Annotated in this window: 17 protein-coding genes; 15 read left to right on the forward strand and 2 right to left on the reverse strand. The window is 61.9% G+C overall.

Annotation, left to right across the window (positions count from 1 at the left end; translation table 11 throughout):
* Positions 1-21 precede the first annotated feature (21 nt).
* A complete protein-coding gene (locus MNBBLIKP_RS05960) occupies positions 22-1056 on the reverse strand; it encodes an MDR family oxidoreductase (RefSeq protein WP_088308471.1) in 1035 nt (344 codons plus the stop codon).
* A 61-nt stretch (positions 1057-1117) separates the two neighbouring features.
* Positions 1118-2113 (reverse strand): helix-turn-helix transcriptional regulator, encoded by a 996-nt coding sequence (locus tag MNBBLIKP_RS05965; protein ID WP_088308473.1) that lies wholly within the window; start codon positions 2111-2113, stop codon positions 1118-1120.
* A gap of 237 nt (positions 2114-2350) precedes the next feature.
* Between MNBBLIKP_RS05965 and MNBBLIKP_RS05970 the strand changes: the two genes are divergently transcribed.
* The 15 genes from MNBBLIKP_RS05970 to MNBBLIKP_RS06040 all read left to right on the forward strand — a co-directional run bounded on the left by MNBBLIKP_RS05970 (position 2351) and on the right by MNBBLIKP_RS06040 (position 17951).
* Positions 2351-3973: a GMC family oxidoreductase gene (locus MNBBLIKP_RS05970; protein WP_088308475.1), complete on the forward strand. Its 1623-nt coding sequence runs from the start codon at positions 2351-2353 to the stop codon at positions 3971-3973.
* Positions 3970-5451: an aldehyde dehydrogenase family protein gene (locus MNBBLIKP_RS05975; RefSeq protein ID WP_088308477.1), complete on the forward strand. Its 1482-nt coding sequence runs from the start codon at positions 3970-3972 to the stop codon at positions 5449-5451. The genes MNBBLIKP_RS05970 and MNBBLIKP_RS05975 overlap by 4 nt, the downstream gene beginning before the upstream one ends.
* Complete coding sequence (locus tag MNBBLIKP_RS05980; protein ID WP_088308479.1) at positions 5448-6287, forward strand: TauD/TfdA dioxygenase family protein; 840 nt, start codon at positions 5448-5450, stop codon at positions 6285-6287. Before MNBBLIKP_RS05975 ends, MNBBLIKP_RS05980 begins: the two co-directional genes overlap by 4 nt.
* Positions 6284-7633, forward strand: coding sequence for an MFS transporter (locus MNBBLIKP_RS05985; protein ID WP_088308481.1), 1350 nt, complete (start codon positions 6284-6286; stop codon positions 7631-7633). The genes MNBBLIKP_RS05980 and MNBBLIKP_RS05985 overlap by 4 nt, the downstream gene beginning before the upstream one ends.
* Positions 7633-8565 carry a carbon-nitrogen hydrolase family protein gene (locus MNBBLIKP_RS05990; RefSeq protein ID WP_176399672.1) on the forward strand — a complete coding sequence of 311 codons (933 nt, stop codon included), beginning with the start codon at positions 7633-7635 and terminating at the stop codon, positions 8563-8565. The genes MNBBLIKP_RS05985 and MNBBLIKP_RS05990 overlap by 1 nt, the downstream gene beginning before the upstream one ends.
* A complete protein-coding gene (locus MNBBLIKP_RS05995) occupies positions 8562-9626 on the forward strand; it encodes a DUF2817 domain-containing protein (RefSeq protein WP_088308485.1) in 1065 nt (354 codons plus the stop codon). Before MNBBLIKP_RS05990 ends, MNBBLIKP_RS05995 begins: the two co-directional genes overlap by 4 nt.
* The gene (locus MNBBLIKP_RS06000) at positions 9617-10606 is read left to right on the forward strand and encodes a threonine ammonia-lyase (protein ID WP_088308487.1); all 990 of its coding nucleotides are present in this window, start codon (positions 9617-9619) and stop codon (positions 10604-10606) included. Before MNBBLIKP_RS05995 ends, MNBBLIKP_RS06000 begins: the two co-directional genes overlap by 10 nt.
* Complete coding sequence (locus MNBBLIKP_RS06005) at positions 10606-11577, forward strand: ornithine cyclodeaminase family protein (RefSeq protein WP_088308489.1); 972 nt, start codon at positions 10606-10608, stop codon at positions 11575-11577. Before MNBBLIKP_RS06000 ends, MNBBLIKP_RS06005 begins: the two co-directional genes overlap by 1 nt.
* A gap of 104 nt (positions 11578-11681) precedes the next feature.
* Entirely contained in the window at positions 11682-12797 is a 1116-nt protein-coding gene (locus tag MNBBLIKP_RS06010) for a muconate/chloromuconate family cycloisomerase (protein WP_088308491.1), read from the forward strand.
* A 12-nt stretch (positions 12798-12809) separates the two neighbouring features.
* Complete coding sequence (gene catC, locus MNBBLIKP_RS06015; protein ID WP_088308493.1) at positions 12810-13097, forward strand: muconolactone Delta-isomerase; 288 nt, start codon at positions 12810-12812, stop codon at positions 13095-13097.
* A 15-nt stretch (positions 13098-13112) separates the two neighbouring features.
* Entirely contained in the window at positions 13113-14018 is a 906-nt protein-coding gene (locus tag MNBBLIKP_RS06020) for a dioxygenase family protein (RefSeq protein ID WP_088308495.1), read from the forward strand.
* A gap of 9 nt (positions 14019-14027) precedes the next feature.
* On the forward strand, positions 14028-14729 hold the full coding sequence (locus MNBBLIKP_RS06025; protein WP_088308497.1) for a CoA transferase subunit A: 702 nt from the start codon (positions 14028-14030) through the stop codon (positions 14727-14729).
* Positions 14726-15520, forward strand: coding sequence for a 3-oxoadipate enol-lactonase (gene pcaD / locus MNBBLIKP_RS06030; protein WP_088308499.1), 795 nt, complete (start codon positions 14726-14728; stop codon positions 15518-15520). Before MNBBLIKP_RS06025 ends, pcaD begins: the two co-directional genes overlap by 4 nt.
* On the forward strand, positions 15517-16677 hold the full coding sequence (locus MNBBLIKP_RS17975) for a LysR substrate-binding domain-containing protein (protein WP_176399673.1): 1161 nt from the start codon (positions 15517-15519) through the stop codon (positions 16675-16677). Before pcaD ends, MNBBLIKP_RS17975 begins: the two co-directional genes overlap by 4 nt.
* Positions 16671-17951 (forward strand): MFS transporter, encoded by a 1281-nt coding sequence (locus tag MNBBLIKP_RS06040; protein ID WP_088308501.1) that lies wholly within the window; start codon positions 16671-16673, stop codon positions 17949-17951. Before MNBBLIKP_RS17975 ends, MNBBLIKP_RS06040 begins: the two co-directional genes overlap by 7 nt.
* Positions 17952-17965 lie beyond the last annotated feature (14 nt).

Genomic DNA, 17965 nt, shown 5'->3' on the forward strand with positions numbered 1-17965 from the left:
TTACTCCGAATTCGGTACCGATCAGGCGTTCACGTCAACCACGACCCGGCCGCGAATCTTGCCATCGATGATGTCGCTGGCCAGGCGCGGAACCTCGCTCATCGGCTCGACCGAATAGATGCTGGCCAGGCGGGCCTTGTCGACCAACTGCGCTAAGCGGTTCCAGGCACGCTGCCGCCGCGCTTGGGATGCCATCACCGAGTCAATCCCGCGCAAGGTCACGCCGCGCAAGATGAAGGGCATGACCGTGGTTGGCAGGCCAGTCCCCCCGGCTAGCCCGCATGCCGCAACGATGCCTTCATAGCGCGTTTGCGCCAGCGCGGTTGCCAGCACCTCGGCTCCGACGCTGTCAACCACTGCCGCCCAGGTTTCGGCTTCAAGCGGCTTGGCTGCGCGCGCCAGTTCTTCGCGGCCGATCAGCCTTGAAGCGCCGAGATCCAGCAGGAAGCTCTCGTTCTCTTGCGTCCGGCCGCTTGCGGCGACGACATCATAGCCCAAGGCCGCCAGCAGCATGACCGCAACCGAGCCGACCCCGCCAGAGGCACCCGTGACCAGAACCGGGCCGTCGCCCGGTTTGGTCCCATGGTCCTCGATCGCCAATACGCAGAGCATCGATGTGTAGCCGGCAGTGCCGATGGCCATGGCCTCCTCGGCCGACAAGCCGTCGGGAATCCGAACCAGCCACTCGGGCTTCATGCGCGCAAACTGGCTATAGCCGCCCCAGTACTTCTCTGACAGCCCGAAGCCGTTGACCAGCACCCGGTCGCCCTTCTGCCAGGCCGGATCCGACGATTCCTCAACCGTGCCCGCCAGATCGATGCCCGCAACCATCGGCAGGCTGCGCGCGATCCGGCCCTTTCCCGAAACGGCAAGGCCATCCTTGTAGTTCAGAGTTGAATGCGAAACGCGAACCAGAACCGCTTCATCCGGCAACTGCTCGGTTGAAAGCTGGGTCAAGCCAGCCCGCGGCTTGCCGTCGACATCTTCGATCAGGATTGCGTTGAATTTTTCCGCCACTGGCGAGCCCTCTTCATAATCGTGTCCAGTCTGTTGCATAGGCCCACCTCAGCGGTCCCGCTTATGGTGTTGCGGCGAAGTGCTTTGCAATTTGCGCGCACTACCGTGCTGCTGCCTGCCTTGCGGTTTTGGGGGTTACGCCGAAATGGCGGCGGAAAGCAGTCGTGAAGTTGCTGGAGTATTCATACCCGACCTCGAAAGCGATTTCGGTGATCGATTCCTCGGTCGTTTCAAGCAAGGTCTTGGCATGTTCCATCTTGAGGCGCTGCGAATAGTTGAAGATCGTTTCACCTACCTGCTGCTTGAACAGGTGCATCAGTTTGGCTTCGTTCACGCCCACTTCGCGGGCCAGTTGGGTAATCGATGGGGGATCAAGAAAGTGCTCGTCGAGCGATTTGCGGACAATAGCAACGCGCTCCGTATCACGTTGACCCAGCTGCACGAACCCGCGCTCAAGCCGATCCTCGCATTCGCTTAGGGCCACGAGCGACAACAGCAGCAATTCGAGCGCCTTGGCCTCAACAAAAACCCGGCGAAAATCGTGCTCGAACTCGTTTTCAACCAAAGCCTTGACCGCGGATGCCATTTGCACGCTGAGCGCGGTGCTGGCGAAGATCGGCTGTCCGGTTTCGCCTTCAAGGCAAGTCTTCAGAATCTTGGGCATCTTGTCGCCCGAATCGTGAAAGCGTTTCAGAATGAATTCAGGCTGGCAGCAAATCGTCACCGATTGTTCGTGCTCGCCCGAGAAGAACCGTTCGGTCTTGGCGATCCCATCCGGGCTAAGCAGCAGGATTAGGGTTTGCTGGTGCACGGTCATCGGCTCTTCGCCTTCAACTTCGATGCTGCTGCTTCCCAACAGGCGAAAGTGGAAATTCAGGGCATTTTGGCTAGTGCGGCGCTGCAATGCGTCTTCAAGGTGAGTGATATCGCCGATCACCACCGTGAAACCGTCTTCAATATCGGTAATCTCGCGAAAGCCCTCAGCTGCCCATGCGGCCGGTTTCAGCCGCAAGCCGTATTCGGGGCGCCAAGGCTGCACCAGATCAGGATCATAGTCGCGCGAAAGGGCATCCGGGCGGCCCGACCAGAGTCTCAATTTTGGTTCAATCGTGTAGGGATTTCCCAAGCTGCCTTGACCTCCCCGGAGCTGACTGTGCCGCTAAGGCTATCCCTTTCTTGCGATGGGCGCCAGCATTGCTCGTCAGGTCCAGCCGCAATCAAGGCAAATGCAAAGCGTTTTTGGTGTTTTCGAATAATCGGCTTGCACGCAATGCGCCTAAGCAGGAGCCTGAGAAGCATATGTGCGCATAAAGCGATGCAAGACGGGACGGATATGACGCGGGCAAGCAGCGAAGAGTGGGATTTCATCGTCGTCGGCGCGGGTTCGTCCGGCGCGGTGATCGCCGCGCGCCTGTCCGAAGATCCCAAATGCCGCGTGCTGCTGCTTGAAGCAGGGCGCGATCACCGACACCCGTTCGTCAGCGTTCCGGCTTTCATGATGTTCTCGTTCCCGCGGCCTGACATGAACTGGCACTATTTTGCCAAGCCTGATGCGTCGCGAGGTGGGCGTATCGACATGTGGCCCGCCGGCAAGATGCTGGGCGGCGGCAGTTCGCTTAACGGAATGATGTTCGTGCGCGGCCACGCCTATGACTATGATCTTTGGGCGCAACTAGGCAACCGCGGCTGGAGTCATGACGATGTGTTGCCCTATTTCCGGCGCCTCGAGTCCAGTGATACCGGGGCGAATGAACAACGCGGCGGAAACGGCCCGCTGTCGGTCGCACAGCCCCGCTCACCCCACCCGCTGGTTGGTCCGCTCATTGCCGCTTTCGACGAGCTCGGCCATGGCCGATCGGATGATCTCAATGGCGCAAAACGTGAAGGCGCGGGAATATGCCAGGCATCGCAGCGACGCGGCGCGCGTCACAGTACGGCGGCGGCCTATCTTGACCCTGCCCGCGGCCGGGCCAATCTGTCGATTCGAACCGGCGCCCTGGTTGAACGAATCGAAATCGAGAACGGCCGGGCCAGCGGTGTTCGCTACAACACTGGGGGGGCGAGCCATACGGCAAAGGCTGCACGCGGGGTGATCCTGAGTGCCGGCGCTATCGCATCGCCCAAGCTTCTGATGTTGTCGGGGATCGGGCCCACCAAGACGCTCAGCCAGCATGGCATTACCACAATTGTCGACAACCCAGCCGTGGGTGCCGACTTGATGGAGCATTCGGGCGCAACGGTCGAGTTCGAAGTTACGATCCCGACGCTGACCAGTGATCAGGGCCCCATCCGCTCACCGATCCACGCACTCAACTATGTTCTGAACCGGAACGGACCGCTCAGCACACCAATCGGGCATGCCCAGGCCTTTGTCCGCACCGAAGACGGGCTTGCAGCTCCCGACATTCAGATCATCCTTTCGCCGTCTGCCCATGAAATTGTCGATGGCAAGGCGAAACGCATTTCACGGCCGCAAATGGCACTGGCAGTGGGTCTGTGTCGGCCTTTGTCGCGCGGATCGATCACGATCAATTCCGCCAACCCAGCTGATCCGCCGGTCATTGATCATCAGTTGTTTGCGGAGGACGCCGATGTTGCGCGTTTGAGTGCTGGCCTCAGGATCGCCTTAGACGTGCTCAAGGCCCCGTCCCTGGCACCGTTTGTTTCGCGCATCGTCTCACCTGCGGACACGAGCGATGCCGGGCTTGCCCAATATATTCGTGAAGCCGGGATCTTGATGTACCACCCCAGCGGCACCTGCAAGATGGCCCCGGGGGCCGACGGCGTCGTCGACTCCCGTTTGCGGGTTAAAGGTCTCGACGGACTTTGGGTTGCGGATGCCTCGATCATCCCGGCCATCCCGGCCGGCAACATCAATGCCACCTGCATCATGATCGGTGAAAAGGCGGCGGACATGATCCGCCAGGATTCGCAATCAAGGAGTGAAGCTGCATGAGCGATACGATCGACCTCACTCCCATGATTGACGGGCAACGCGCAGACCCGGCCTCGCACCGGATCATCACCCAGATTGATCCTGCTAACGGGCTGAAGTCGGGCGAGTTTGCTGCGGCCGGGGCTGAAGCGATTGATCGGGCGGTCCTGTCCTCGCGCAGGGCGTTTGACGGGGTATGGAGCGCGCTGCCGCCGGTAGCCCGGGCCGGGATGCTCAAATCCTTGGCTGGTCTGATCGAAGCCAATGCGCCACGGATTGCGGCGGCCGATTGCCGCGACATGGGCAAGCCGATCGGTGCCGGGATGTTTGAGGCAGGCATGGTCGCCGCCGGGTTCACCCGCTATTACGGCGAAGCGGTTGACAAATGGCCGCGCGGGGCGGTTCCCGCGACCGATGCTGGTGCCTTCGAGATGCAAGTACGCCGGCCGCGCGGCGTTATCGGCGCGATCATCCCGTGGAACTTCCCGGCGATCAATCTGATGATGAAGATCGCGCCGATGCTGGCGGCGGGCAATACCGTGGTGGTCAAACCGTCGGAGTTGTCGCCCGGCTCAGCTTCGATCATTGCCGAGTTGGCCATGGAAGCGGGGCTGCCGCCCGGCGTGCTCAATCTGGTGCAGGGCGATGGTGCTACCGGCGATGCTCTTGTCCGCCATGGCGGCATCGACATGGTAGCCTTCACCGGTTCGACCGCAACCGGCAAGGCGATCATGCGGGCAGTGGGCGAAAGCACGCTCAAGCCGGTGCTGCTGGAATGCGGTGGCAAATCCCCGGAAGTGGTCTTTGCCGACATGGCCGGGCAGGATCTGGATGCGATTGCCGCGGCAATCCTGGGTGGTGCGATGCAGAACCAGGGGCAGATCTGTGTCGCGCGTTCGCGTTTGTATATAGAGGCACCGATCTATGACGAGCTTGTGAGCCGCATCGTGACCATGGCCAAGGCGACCAAGGCGGGCGATCCGTCCAATCCCGAAACGCGCTTCGGGCCGCTGGCCAGCGCGCGGCAAAAGCAGATTGTCGAAGGCTTCATCGCCGAAGCCGAATCCCAGGGCGGTGAGATCTTGTGCGATGGCCGTGGCGCGCTTGCGGAGAGCGGCGGTTTCTATGTCGAGCCGACCATTATCGGGCAATCCGACAGCTCGGCCCGGATTGTCCAACAAGAGATCTTTGGTCCGGTCTTGGCCGTGTCGCGCTTTGAAGGCGAGAACGAGGCGGTTCGATTGGCCAATGCAACCCCCTATGGGTTGGCTGCGACGGTCTGGACCCGCGATCTTGGCCGGGCGCACCGCATGGCGGATCGGATTGATGCCGGTATGACCAAAATCATGACCGCACCGGTGCAGCGTATAGGCGCTGGCTTCTCGCACAGCGCCGAGGCTGCCAAGCAGTCGGGGTTCGGGATCGAGGGCGGTTTTGGAGCGCTGGACAGTTATTCACGGCTCCAGGCTGTCGAATTTCACTACGGCGACACGCCATGAAGCTGAGCTGCCTCTCCCCGCATATTGGCGCAGAGATCTCCGGGATCGACTTTTGCGCCGACTTTGAAGGCGAAACAGCGAGGGAACTTCGGCAGGCACTTTGTGAGTATCAGGTGCTGGTAATTCGCAGCCAGCCACTGAGCGCCGATCAGCAGGTCAAACTTGCCCAGGCCTTCGGTGAGCCGATGCCCGATTCACACCCTAAGTTCGGCTGCGTGGATGGCAACCGCGTGGTGGCGCTGGTGATCAACGACCACGACAACCCGCCTGACATCAACGTCTGGCACACCGACACCACCTTCAAGGATCCACCGGCAGGCGTCTGCATCCTGCACTGTGTCGAGACCCCACCGGGCGGCGGCGGCAATACTATCTGGGCGAGCATGACGGCCGCCTATGAGGCGCTAAGCGAGCCGATGAAGCGTTTTCTCGAGCCACTTACCGCCTACCACCAGCTTCCACTCGATGGCCGCCCGCCCGAACTGATTGCCACGGTAATGGGCAAGGAAATCGCGGCAATTCACCCGGTCATCCGCTGGATACCAGAGATCGAAAAACCCTCGTTGTTCGTCAATCGGATCTACACCCAGCGGATTGAGGGTCTCACAGCCGCTGAAAGCGAGGCGGTGCTGCAGGGCCTGTTCGCCGTTGCTGAAAGCCCCGACCGCCAAGTTCGCTTGAGCTGGAATGCTGGCGATACTGTGATCTGGGACAATCGCTCGACCCAGCACTATGCCGTGGCCGACTATTGGCCAGAGACCCGCGTGATGCACCGGGTCGCCGTCAAGGGTGAAGGCGTCATTCCTTATTCCTCGCAGCAAAGGGCCACCGCATGACCAAGCAAGAACAAGCACGTCTGTGGCCTTTGCTGGCCTATTCCGGACCGATGATCGCCATGTCGATCGTCAACTTGCTGCTGATCGCTTACGTCCCCAACTTCTATGCCGCCGAGATCGGCATCAGCATTGCCACTGTGGGTGCGATCTTCATGGCGGCGCGGGCCTTCGATGCGGTGATCGATCCGATTATCGGCAACTGGTCTGACCGCACGCGCGGGAAATGGGGTCGGCGCAAGCCCTGGATCGCTTTTGGCGTTCCGGCTTTCATGGTCATGACCTGGGCATTTTTTCAGCCACCGGCAGACGTTGGCATGACCTATCTGTTGGTCGCGGCGCTGCTCTTCTATGTGACCTATGCGATCGTGATCATTCCCTACATGTCGTGGGGAGCGGAAATCCGGCGCGACTATGAGGGGCGCACACAGATCAATTCGCTCAGGGAAGCTGGCGGCATTCTCGGCACCATCCTGGCGACGCTCTTGCCGGTGCTGGTCCTGCCGCTATTTGTCGAAGGCGATCCCACATTACGCCAGATTTTGGCGCTGCTGGCGCTGACGATCATTGTTGTCCTGGCGATCACCGTGCCGATCGCACTGCGCTCTGCGCCGCAAGGCGAATTCGAACCGCACCCTCCGCTGGGGCTGTTCGCGGCGCTTGGGCTGCTGCGCAAGAACAAGCCTCTCCTGCGCATGCTGGTCGCGATCTTCGTGGTCTGGCTAGGCGGCGCCTTCCATAATTCGACCATCCTGTTCTATGTCACAGAAGGGCTGGGGTTGGGCCGGGCCGATTTCCTCTGGCTGATCCTTGCGCAATATCTGATGGCGCTGATCTCGCTGCCGGCGTGGAACAAGCTGGCCAACCGGCTTGGACGGCACCGGGTTCTGGTGTTGGGCGCAATGGGCTATTTTCTGGCGCATCAGGGCTTTCACTTCGTGCCCCAGGGCGGGTTCGCCGGGGCCATTGCAGTTTACATTATGGCTGGCTTCATGACCCCGGTGATCTGGGTGATGCCGCCCGCGATCATTGCCGACACGGTCGACTACGGGATGCTCAAAGGCGGCAGCGACGATTCCGCGCTGTACCTCGCGCTCTATGCTTTCGTACAAAAGATGGCGCTGGCAATCGGGGTCGGTCTGGCACTGACGCTGGCCGGAAATCTTGGCTTCGACCCGCAGGCGCCGGTGACCCCGCAAGGAGTTGAGGCGCTCAGGCTGGTCACCTTGATCCTGCCCGGAATCATTGCCTTGGCAGGATGCCTGCTGATCTGGAACTATCCCATCACCCAAAAGCGTCACGCGATTATTCGCAAATGGTTGGCCCGCCGGGCTGGAGGACATCAATAATGAGCAAGATCGCTCCATATATCGCCGCCGCAGTCCAATGGACCCCCTGCGTCCATGATCCCAAGGCCGGCGCGCAAAAGGCCGCGCAGGCAATTGCCGAGGCTGCGCGCCAGGGCGCCAGGTTAGTCGTCTTTCCCGAGACGTTCCTGCAAGGCTATCCCTATTTCTCCGGCCTGCCCGGCGCCTCGCCGGAATTCCAGGCCTGGTTGCACGCGCTGCACGCGGGCGCAATCGACCGGAACAGCGATGCCTTGCAACCGGTCATGGATGCAGCCGCCAAACACGGCGCGCATGTGGTGATCAGCGCCAACGAAAAGGCCGGCGGCACAATCTACAATACCCAGTTCGACATCGGTCCTGACGGCAGTCTGCTGGGCAGCCACCGCAAGATGATGCCGACCCTGCAGGAGCGCCTGGTCTGGGGCCAGGGCGATGGCTCGGATCTGACGGTTTACGATACGCCGCTCGGCAAGATTGGCGGACTGCTCTGCTTCGAACATCATATGGCCCCGGCACGCTACGCCCTGAACGGGCTGGGTATCCAGGTTCATGCCGCGCAATGGCCCGGCTTTCCCTTCATCACCGACATCATCGACGCGGCAAACCGGCAGATCGCGTTCGAGAACGGCTGCTTCGTGATTTCTGCGCGCGAGGTGATGGCGCAGGACCGGATCATGCCGGGCATGCCCGAAAGCAATTGCGATCCGATGCAATATGCGATGAACGGCGGCAGCGCGATCATCGGCCCGGACGGGCAGTATCTAGCCGAGCCTGTTTTCGGCGAGGAAACGATCGTGACCGCTGAGATTGATCTGGAGCGGATAGTCCGGACCAAGGCCTGGTTTGACGGAACCGGCCATTATTCCCGTCCGGATATCTTCCAGTTGCGTTGGGATCGACGGCCCAAGCCGCCGGTGGACATGATTGGATGACGGTCACCACGCGGCCTTTTGCACGCGAGTTTTCGCAGAGCCGTGACCGCTTCCTTGCGGCGACCCGCGCTGGCGCGAGAATCACGAGTATCGTGCACCCATTGAGGGGAAGCACAGGCGAAAGTTTGGTGACCGATGTGGCGCGGATCGGGCCGGACGATGCCGAGCGGCTGGTCGTGCTGATAACCGGGGTGCACGGTGTCGAACACTATGCCGGTTCGGCCAGCGTGTGCGACTGGCTGGAGCGGGGCGGCGCAGCGTCTCTACCGGATGGAATGGCCGTGGTGATCATCCATGCGATCAATCCCTGGGGTGCTTCCCATTGCCGGCGCTATACCGAGGATAATGTCGATCTGGCCCGTAACTTTCTCGATTTCTCAGCGCCTTTGCCAGAGAATCCGGCCTATGAGGGCGTGCATCCGGGCTTGATGCAGTTGGCAGAAGGAGAGGCAGCCCAGATCGTGAACCGCCTCTATGAGCAATTGGGTGAGCGCGACGCGATCGAGAGTCTGATGAGCGGCCAGTACCGTCATCCTGAGGGATTTTCGTTTGGCGGTCATCAGCCAACCTGGGCGCATCGGACGGTCAAGGCCATTTTGCAGGCACAATGTCGCACGGCCAGCCAGGTTTGCATCGTTGAATTTCACTCGGGCCTTGGCCCTTGGGGTGAAGTGTTCCCGGTCTCGATGCAGCAAGGCATAGACCTCGAGCGGGTAAAACGCTTTTTTGGCGAAAATATCATCGCGCCGCGCGCTGAAAAGGGAACGCACAGCGCTTCGGGACACACCACCGATGGCTATGCCCAGATACTGGATGGACGCACCCTGACCTCGATCGTGGTTGAATTCGGGACCTATCCTGCCGCAACATCCTTGCCCGTCCTGCTCGAAGACCACCGCGTTCACGCCAATGGCCTGGCGCAGACCGAAGCTGGCCGGGCAGTCGCCCTGGCCAACCTTGAGATGCATTGCCCGCAGGACAGCGACTGGCAGGAACTGGTGCTGCTGCGCGGCGCGCAAATCATCGATGCTGCGATCAGAGGGCTTAGCCAATGCAACTAGACCAGATTCCCTCGATCGATGATGCGCGCGGGGCGGTCGCCGCGATTGCCGGTTTCATCAACCAGACGCCGGTGCATCGCTGGCAAGGCCGAATGCTGGCAGAACGTCTGGGACCTGATACCCAGGTTATGCTCAAGCTTGAGCTGTTCCAGCGTGCCGGAAGCTTCAAGGCGCGCGGCGCATTGCTTGGGATTCTGGCGCTTGATGACGCTGAGCGCGGACGCGGGGTGACCGCGGTCAGCGCCGGAAACCATGCCATCGCCGTCTCTTATGCGGCGCAGGCGCTGGGCGTCGATGCCAAGGTCGTAATGCAGTCGTCCGCCAATCCGGCCAGAGTCGCGGCAGCCCGGGCCTATGGTGCCGAAGTGATCATCGGCGGGGATGGGCCGGCCTGTTTCGCCCTGGCGGAATCGATCGTTGCCCTGGAAGGGCGCACCTTCATCCATCCATTTGACGGTCATAACGTCACACTGGGAACCGCCACATTGGGCCTTGAGATCTGCGAGCAAGCCGGACCGCTCGACGCGCTGATCATCCCGGTTGGCGGCGGCGGGCTGGCCAGCGGGGTCGCGCTGGTGGCCAAACAACTGATGCCGGACTGCAAGGTCTATGGGGTAGAGCCCGAAGGTGCCGACAGCATGAGCCGCAGCTTTGCCGCAGGCGAACCCCAGCGGCTGGACAAGGTACAGACCATCGCCGACAGTCTGGGGCCGCCGATGGCGCTGCCCTACAGCTTTGGCATTTGCCGCGCCAATATCGACCACCTGCTGACCGTCAGCGACGATGCGATCCGGTCTGCGATGCGGCTGTTGTTCGACGAGATGAAGCTGGCGGTCGAACCGGCGGCTGCGGCCGGGACAGCTGCACTGGTCGGGCCCTTGCGCGATGAACTGGCCGGCAAGCGGATCGGGATCATTGTCTGCGGGACCAATATCGATCCCAAGACCCACGCCGACCTGCTGCGCGAAAAGGATTCCTGATGTCCTCACAACTGCGGATCATCGATGGCGCAACCATCCGCCGACTGGCGCCGCCCGAAAAACTGATCGGCTGGATGCGCGAGGCGATGATCGCCGTCAGCCGCCGCGAAGTTGAACTGCCGCTGCGTCGCGCTCTGGTCTTGCCCGGCGATATGGGCGCGGTCGGGATGATGCCCGGTTATGTCGGCGCAGAGGTCAATTCGGCCGGGGTCAAGCTGGTCAGCCTGGTCCCGCCGGCCCGGCGCAAGGGATCCAGCCATCTTGGCCTGATGGTGCTTTACGATGCCGATGGACTGGTGCCCGAAGCGATCCTTTGCGGCGGCACCGTCACCGCCGTGCGGACATCGGCGGCAACCGCCAATGCCACGGATCTGCTGGCCCGCAAAGATGCCAGCAAGCTGGCCATTCTGGGTTCGGGCGAGCAGGCAGCGGCGCATATCGATGCTTTGCGTCAGGTGCGTTCCATCGATGAGGTGCGCATTTGGGGGATCGATCAGGACAATGCTGAGCGACTCGCCCGTGAGAAAGGTGGACGCGCCTGCTCCTCTGTCGACGAAGCGCTGGATGGCGCCGATATTGTCTGCACGGTAACGGCAGCGAGTGAGCCGATCCTGTTCGGCCGGCAACTCGCCCCGGGCATGCACGTCAATCTGGTGGGATCAAGCTTTCCCGACAAGCGCGAGGCCGACGACGAGGTCGTCACCAGAAGCCGCTTTTTCATCGACTATCTGCCTTCAACCATGGATCAGGCGGGCGAATTTCTTCATGCCCGCGAAGCCGGCTTGGTTGGCGATGACCATATTCAGGGCGAGATCGGGGCTGTGGCCACCGGGGAGATTGCCGGACGCCAATCCGATCACGAGATCACGGTCTACAAGTCACTCGGCGTGGCCGCCCAAGATATCGTGACCGCGCGGCGCATTTTCGAACTGGCGCGCGACGCCGATCTTGGAACACTTGCAAGCGTATGACGTCCACGGCCAGGTGATCAATCCGGCATAGCTAATCGCGCACATGCAATAATTCTTGGCCGTGGCTTTCTGGCAGACCCATGCCCGGGAGATTGGCGGCAGCGATGGTCAGGATTGAACAAGTCGAGGTGGTGATCGCGGACATTCCGACGATCCGTCCGCACGTCCTGGCAATGGCGACCATGCACAGCCAGGCAGTAGTGCTTGTCTTCTTGCGGCGTAGCGACGGCATCGTGGGTGTGGGCGAGGCAACCACCATTGGCGGGCTCGCCTATGGCGACGAAAGCCCCGAAAGCATCAAGATCAACATCGAAACTTACTTCGCGCCGATCCTGAAGAGCTGCGATGCTGATGATGCGGCATCCAGCATGGCACTGCTCTCGCGCCACATCGTCGGCAACCGCTTTGCCAAGTGCGCGGTCGAGACCGCGCTGCTCGATGGATTGGGTCAGGCACGCGGACTGCCGGTTTCCGAGCTGCTGGGCGGGCGCCGGGTCGATCGGCTGGAAGTGGCCTGGACGCTGGCCAGCGGTGATACAGCGACCGACATTGAGGAAGGTGAGCGTGTGCTGGAAGCGCGTCGTCACCGCCATTTCAAGCTTAAGATCGGCAAGCGCGATGTTGCAGCTGACTGCGCGCATGTCGGCGCGATCGCGCGGGCCTTTGAAGGGCGGGCCTCGGTTCGGGTCGATGTCAATCAGGCCTGGACACGTCATCAGGCGGAGCAAGGTGCCGCATTGCTGCAGGATTCAGGTGTCGTGCTGATCGAACAGCCCCTGGCCAAAGCGGACTTCGAAGGCATGGCAGAGCTTGCCGACAGACACGAAATCGCGATCATGGCCGATGAAGCCCTGACCGGGCCGGACAGCGCGCGCCAGCTGGCCAAGGCGCGGGCCGGCGACGCCTTTTCGCTGAAGATCACCCAGTCGGGAGGCCTTGTTCCGACCCTTGAAGTCGCCGCCATCGCCGAAGCAGCAAAGATTGCGCTCTATGGCGGCACCATGCTCGAAGGCGGGATCGGGACTGCGGCATCGGCTCATGTTTTTGCCTGCCTGCCCGATTTAGTCTGGTACACTGAATTGTTCGGCCCGCTGCTGATGGTCGAGGAATTCCTGACCGAACCACTGATCTACCAGGACTTTGGTCTGATCGTTCCCCAGGGCCCGGGCTTGGGAGTCAGCGTCGATCGTTCCAAGCTTGATCGTTTTCGGCGTCACTAAGGAGAATTTGCGATGTTGTTCATGGTGGAAATGGACCTCGATGTTCCCTGGGACATCGACAAGACGGTGTTCGAGGACATGAAGGCGCGCGAAAAGGCGCGCTCGCACGAGCTTCAGCGCGCCGGCAAGTGGCCGCATATCTGGCGGGTTGCCGGGCGCTACGCCAATGTCAGCATTTTCGATGTCGAGAGCGCGGGCGAGCTTCACGACATCATGATGAGCCTGCCGCTCTATCCTTTCATGACCGTGAAGGTAACGGCGCTTTGCCGCCATCCATCCGACATCAACCAAGACGATTGACCCAGGAGCGTCACGATGACCGATATTGTCAAATCAGCAACCGTCCAATCCCTGCTCGATCGCGCCAGCGGCCTAACCGAAGCGGGCGGTGATCCGCGTCTGAAAGCGATTACCCGCGATCTGCTCGAAGCGATCATGATGGCGGTCGAAAAGTACGACATCAGCGAGGGCGAATTCTGGCAGGCGCTGATGTTCCTGCAGGAAGGCGCCAGCGAATTCGGCTTGATCGCGCCGGGCGTAGGGATCGAACACTTCATCGATCTGCATATGGACGCCAAGGATGCCGAAGCCGGGATCAGCGGCGGTACGCCGCGCACCATTGAAGGTCCGCTCTACGTGGCAGGCGCTCCGCTGGTCGATGGCGACCTGACGAAGACCAACGACGTCAACCTGACCAATGACCCCGATGACACCGAAACGCTGACCATGTCGGGCCGGATCACCGGCCCCGGTGGCGAAGCGGTCAAGGATGCGGTGCTGCACGTCTGGCACGCCAACTCGAAAGGGTTCTACTCGCACTTCGATCCGACCGGAGAGCAGAGTGCGTTCAACAACCGGCGGCGGATCAAGCTCGGCGCGGACGGCCGCTATGCCTTCAGCTCGAAAATGCCGCGCGGCTACAGCTGTCCTCCGGGTGGCGCCACAGACCGGCTGATGAAGGCACTCGGCCGGCATGGTGATCGCCCTGCCCACGTCCACTTCTTTATCGAAGCGCCCGGTTATCGGACGCTGACCACCCAGATCAACTTCGGCGATGACCCCCACGCGCACGATGACTTCGCGTTCGGCACGCGCGAGGGGCTTTTGCCGGTTCCGGACCGAAGCGGCGGCAATCCCGCAATCGTGTTCGATTTCGAGCTTCAGCAGGCGCGATCCGATGCCGATCAGGCGCTCTCGGCGCGCCCGCGCACCGAAGCCTGAGGCCGGCGCGTGCAAAAGGTCTATCCCTCTCCGGCCGCGGCGCTTGACGGCATCCTGTTCGACGGCATGACCATCATGTCGGGCGGCTTCGGGCTTTCGGGCAATCCGGAGAGCCTGATCCCCGAAATCAAGGCGGCCGGGGTAAAGGGCCTGACCGTCATCTCGAACAATGCCGGGGCGGATGGGTTCGGCTTGTGGATGCTGCTCCAGACCCGGCAGATCGCCAAGATGATCAGCTCTTACGTCGGCGATAACAAGCTGTTCGAGCAGCAATACCTTTCGGGCGAGCTCGAGCTTGAGCTCAATCCCCAGGGCACGCTGGCTGAACGAATCCGCGCCGGAGGGGCTGGAATTCCGGCGTTCTACACCAAGACCGGCGTCGGCACCGTCGTAGCCGAAGGCAAGCCTGTCGAAGCATTCGAGGGTGAGGACTATGTTCGCGAAACCTGGCTGCGCGCGGACCTGTCGCTGGTCAAAGCCTGGCGGGCGGATACTGCGGGCAACCTGTTGTTCCGCAAGACCGCGCGCAATTTCAACGCGCCGATGGCGACCGCCGGCAAGATCACCGTGGTCGAGGCCGAGGAGATCGTCGAGCCGGGCACGCTCGATCCCGACGCGATCCACATTCCTGGCATTTATGTTGACCGGATCGTCAAAAGTACGATCAATGAGAAACGCATCGAGAAGCTGACCACGAGGCCGCGCGAATGAGCAATCCGCACCACATCGCAATGGATGACGGCTGCCGCATCGCCTGCGATTATCAGCCGCGCGCTGGCGCACCAGTGCTGGTGCTCTCGCCCTCACTTGGCACTGCGATGGCCTTGTTCGATGCCCAGGTCGCGGCGCTGTCTGATCGCTATTCGATCCTGCGCTATGACCCGCGCGGGCATGGCGGTTCGGACGTACCGGTCGGCGGCTATTCGCTCGACCGGCTGGGACGTGACGTTATCGGCCTGATGGATGCCCTCTCGATCGACCGGGCGCATTTTGCCGGGGTGTCGCTGGGCGGCATGACCGGGCAGTGGCTGGGATACCGCGCGCCTGAACGCCTGCTTAGCCTGACCCTGGCCAACACCTCAGCCTATATGGGCCCGCCGTCGGGCTGGGCAGATCGGATTGCTGCAGTGCTGGACAAGGGCATGGAGGCAATGGTCGCCCCGGTGCTCGAACGCTGGTTCACGGCGGGGTTCCGCGCGGCATGCCCCACCGATGTTAGCAGGGTTGCGGCCATGCTGCTTTCAACTGCGCCGCAGGGCTATGCCGGTTGCAGCGCTGCCATTCGCGACATGGACTTGCGCCCCACCGCGCCGCTGATCGCTGTGCCAAGCCTGGTTATTGCTGGAAGCCAGGATCCCGCAACACCGCCCGAACACGCCGAATTTCTGGTCTCGGCGATACCTGACGCCAGGCTGGTCTCGCTTGAGGCCGCGCACCTCAGCAATGTCGAACAGGCCGCGCTTTTCAACTGCGCGCTGGCTGATTTTCTGGAGCGGCGATGACCCAACTGCGGCAGGACTTTCTCGATGGGATGAGCTTCGTTGCCGCGACAGTGAACGTCGTTGCCACCGATGGTCCAGCCGGACGCGCCGGGGTTACAGTTTCGGCAATGTCGTCGGTGTCGGCGGATACCGACAAGCCGGTCCTGCTGGTCTGCGTCAACGACAACAGCTCCGGTGCCGCGCCCATCATCTCCAATGGGGTTTTCACAGTGAACATCCTGCGGGACGATCAGGCCTTCGTCTCGGACACATTCGCCGGACGCTATGGCGACAAGGGGGAGGACAAATTCCTCTGTGCCAGATGGGAGCGCGGCGCGACTGGAGCTCCGGTTTTACGCGGCGCGCTGGCCAGCTTCGACTGTCGGCTTGTGGAAGACCGCGTCGTCGGGCAGCATCATGTGTTGTTCGGTGAAGTGCAGCAGGTTCATTTGGCTGAACAGGGCCGGGCGCTGGTCTATGCCAACCGGTCCTATTCGGCGGCATTCCGCTTGCCACCTGCCCCGAACCAGCGCGGCGAGGCGGCGGGGCAAAGCCTGTGCGTCGCCTGCCTTTCCAGTTTTGCTGCCGTGCATCTGCCGGGTCTGCTGGTCCGTCTGCGCGAGGCCCATCCCGAACTGCAGATCGAGGTGATCGAAGGCGACCAGGCGCAGGTCGCCCATTTCGTCGAAACAGGAACCGCGGCGCTGGGCTTACTCTATGATCGTGCCGTACCCCCAACGCTGGAAGCCGAGCTCCTCACGCCCCAGCAGCCCTATGCCCTGTTCGCGGCCGATGACCCGCGGACACAGTCAGAAACGCTGAGCCTGAACCAGCTTGCCGCCGGTCCGCTCATCCTGCTCGATCAACCACTCAGCCGTGACTATGTGACCGGTCTGTTCGGCGACTGCGGGCTAGAACCCAATGTGGTGATGCGCCCCTCTTCCATCGAACTGGTGCGCAGTCTGGTGGCCAACGGCCTGGGCTATTCCGTGCTGGTAACCCGGCCTGCGGGCGACCTGAGCTATGATGGCAAGCAGCTGGTAGTACGGCCCTTGTCCGGCAATCATGCGCCCATTTCGATCGCCTTGGCCCGCCCCAAGGATAGCCCGTTAACGCAAGAGGCAGCGGCCTTCATCGCCGCCTGCAGCGCTTATTTCGGTGCACTGCAAGCATGCTGAGAATGTTTCAGCGCACGGGCATGTCGGCGCTGCAATTGCGGGTGATTGGGCTGTGTATCAGCATCAACATGCTCGATGGCTTCGACATTCTCGCCATGGCCTATACCGCGCCGGCTGTCGGGAAAGCCTGGGAGCTGTCGCCCGAGCGATTGGGCCTGCTGTTCAGCCTGGGGCTGGGCGGCATGATGGCCGGATCACTTCTGATCGCACCGCTGGCCGATCGCTATGGCCGACGCCCGGTCATTCTGGCTTGCCTGGCAATTGCCACCCTGTCGATGTGCGCGGCGGCTTTGTCGTCCGGGCTGGTAGCGCTTGGTGCTGCGCGGGTGGTGACCGGCCTGGCCATCGGAGCAATCCTGCCTTGCATCAACACCATGGTCGCCGAATATGCAGCGCCGCGCTCACGGGCCATGGCGGTCGCTCTGATGCAGGCGGGCTTTGCGATTGGCGCTTCGGCCGGCGGGTTTCTGGCGGTTTGGCTGTTGGCCCAGTTTGGCTGGCCGGCGGTGTTTCTGGCCGGGGCCCTGTTGACGCTGGCGCTGTTTCCCGCGGTCTTTCTCGGCATGCCCGAATCGCTGGCGTTTCTGGCCAGCCAACCGGAGCGAGAGGCTGAGCATATTGCGCTGCTGGCGCGGTTGGGCGAGATTGCCGATGAAGCAAGGCGCCCGGCTTTGGCGCGTCCGGACCGGTCTGCAGGCCGCGCTGCTCTGATTGAAGTCAGGACACCTCTGGCCTTGGTTGGGTCGATCTTCTTTGCCTGCGTCATGACGTTCTATTTCTTGACCAGCTGGATTCCCAAGATCCTGACCGATGCCGGGACAGGCGAAGGGACAGCGGTTTCAGCGGGCGCTTTGCTGACTTCGGGCGGGATCATCGCGGCACTGGCGCTGGGCTGGCTGTCCTACCGGCGCTCGTTGATTCCGATTGTGGCTGTGGTGACTGTAGCCTCCGCTGCCTTGACACTGGTCTTCGGACGCCTTCCGCCCGACGGTGCGATCTTGCTGCCGATGGCTTTCCTGCTCGGACTGGCGATCAATGCCACCCAGATTGGGATCTACGCCATGATCCCCGGCTTATTCCCGGCCGCGATCAGGGCCAGCGCAACCGGGATCGCGATTGGTGTGGGCCGGCTGGGTTCGGTTCTGGGTCCATGGCTGGCGGGTGGGCTGCTGGCAGCCGGCTGGTCTGTTGAAGCCCTATTTACTGTCATGGCCCTGCCCTATGTCGTGGCCGCAATGCTGATGCTGGGGCTTCGGCGTTGGATGCGGCACTAGCATGAGACGAAAGT

Source organism: Novosphingobium sp. B 225 (genome assembly GCF_002198665.1).
Taxonomy (GTDB): Bacteria; Pseudomonadota; Alphaproteobacteria; order Sphingomonadales; family Sphingomonadaceae; genus Novosphingobium.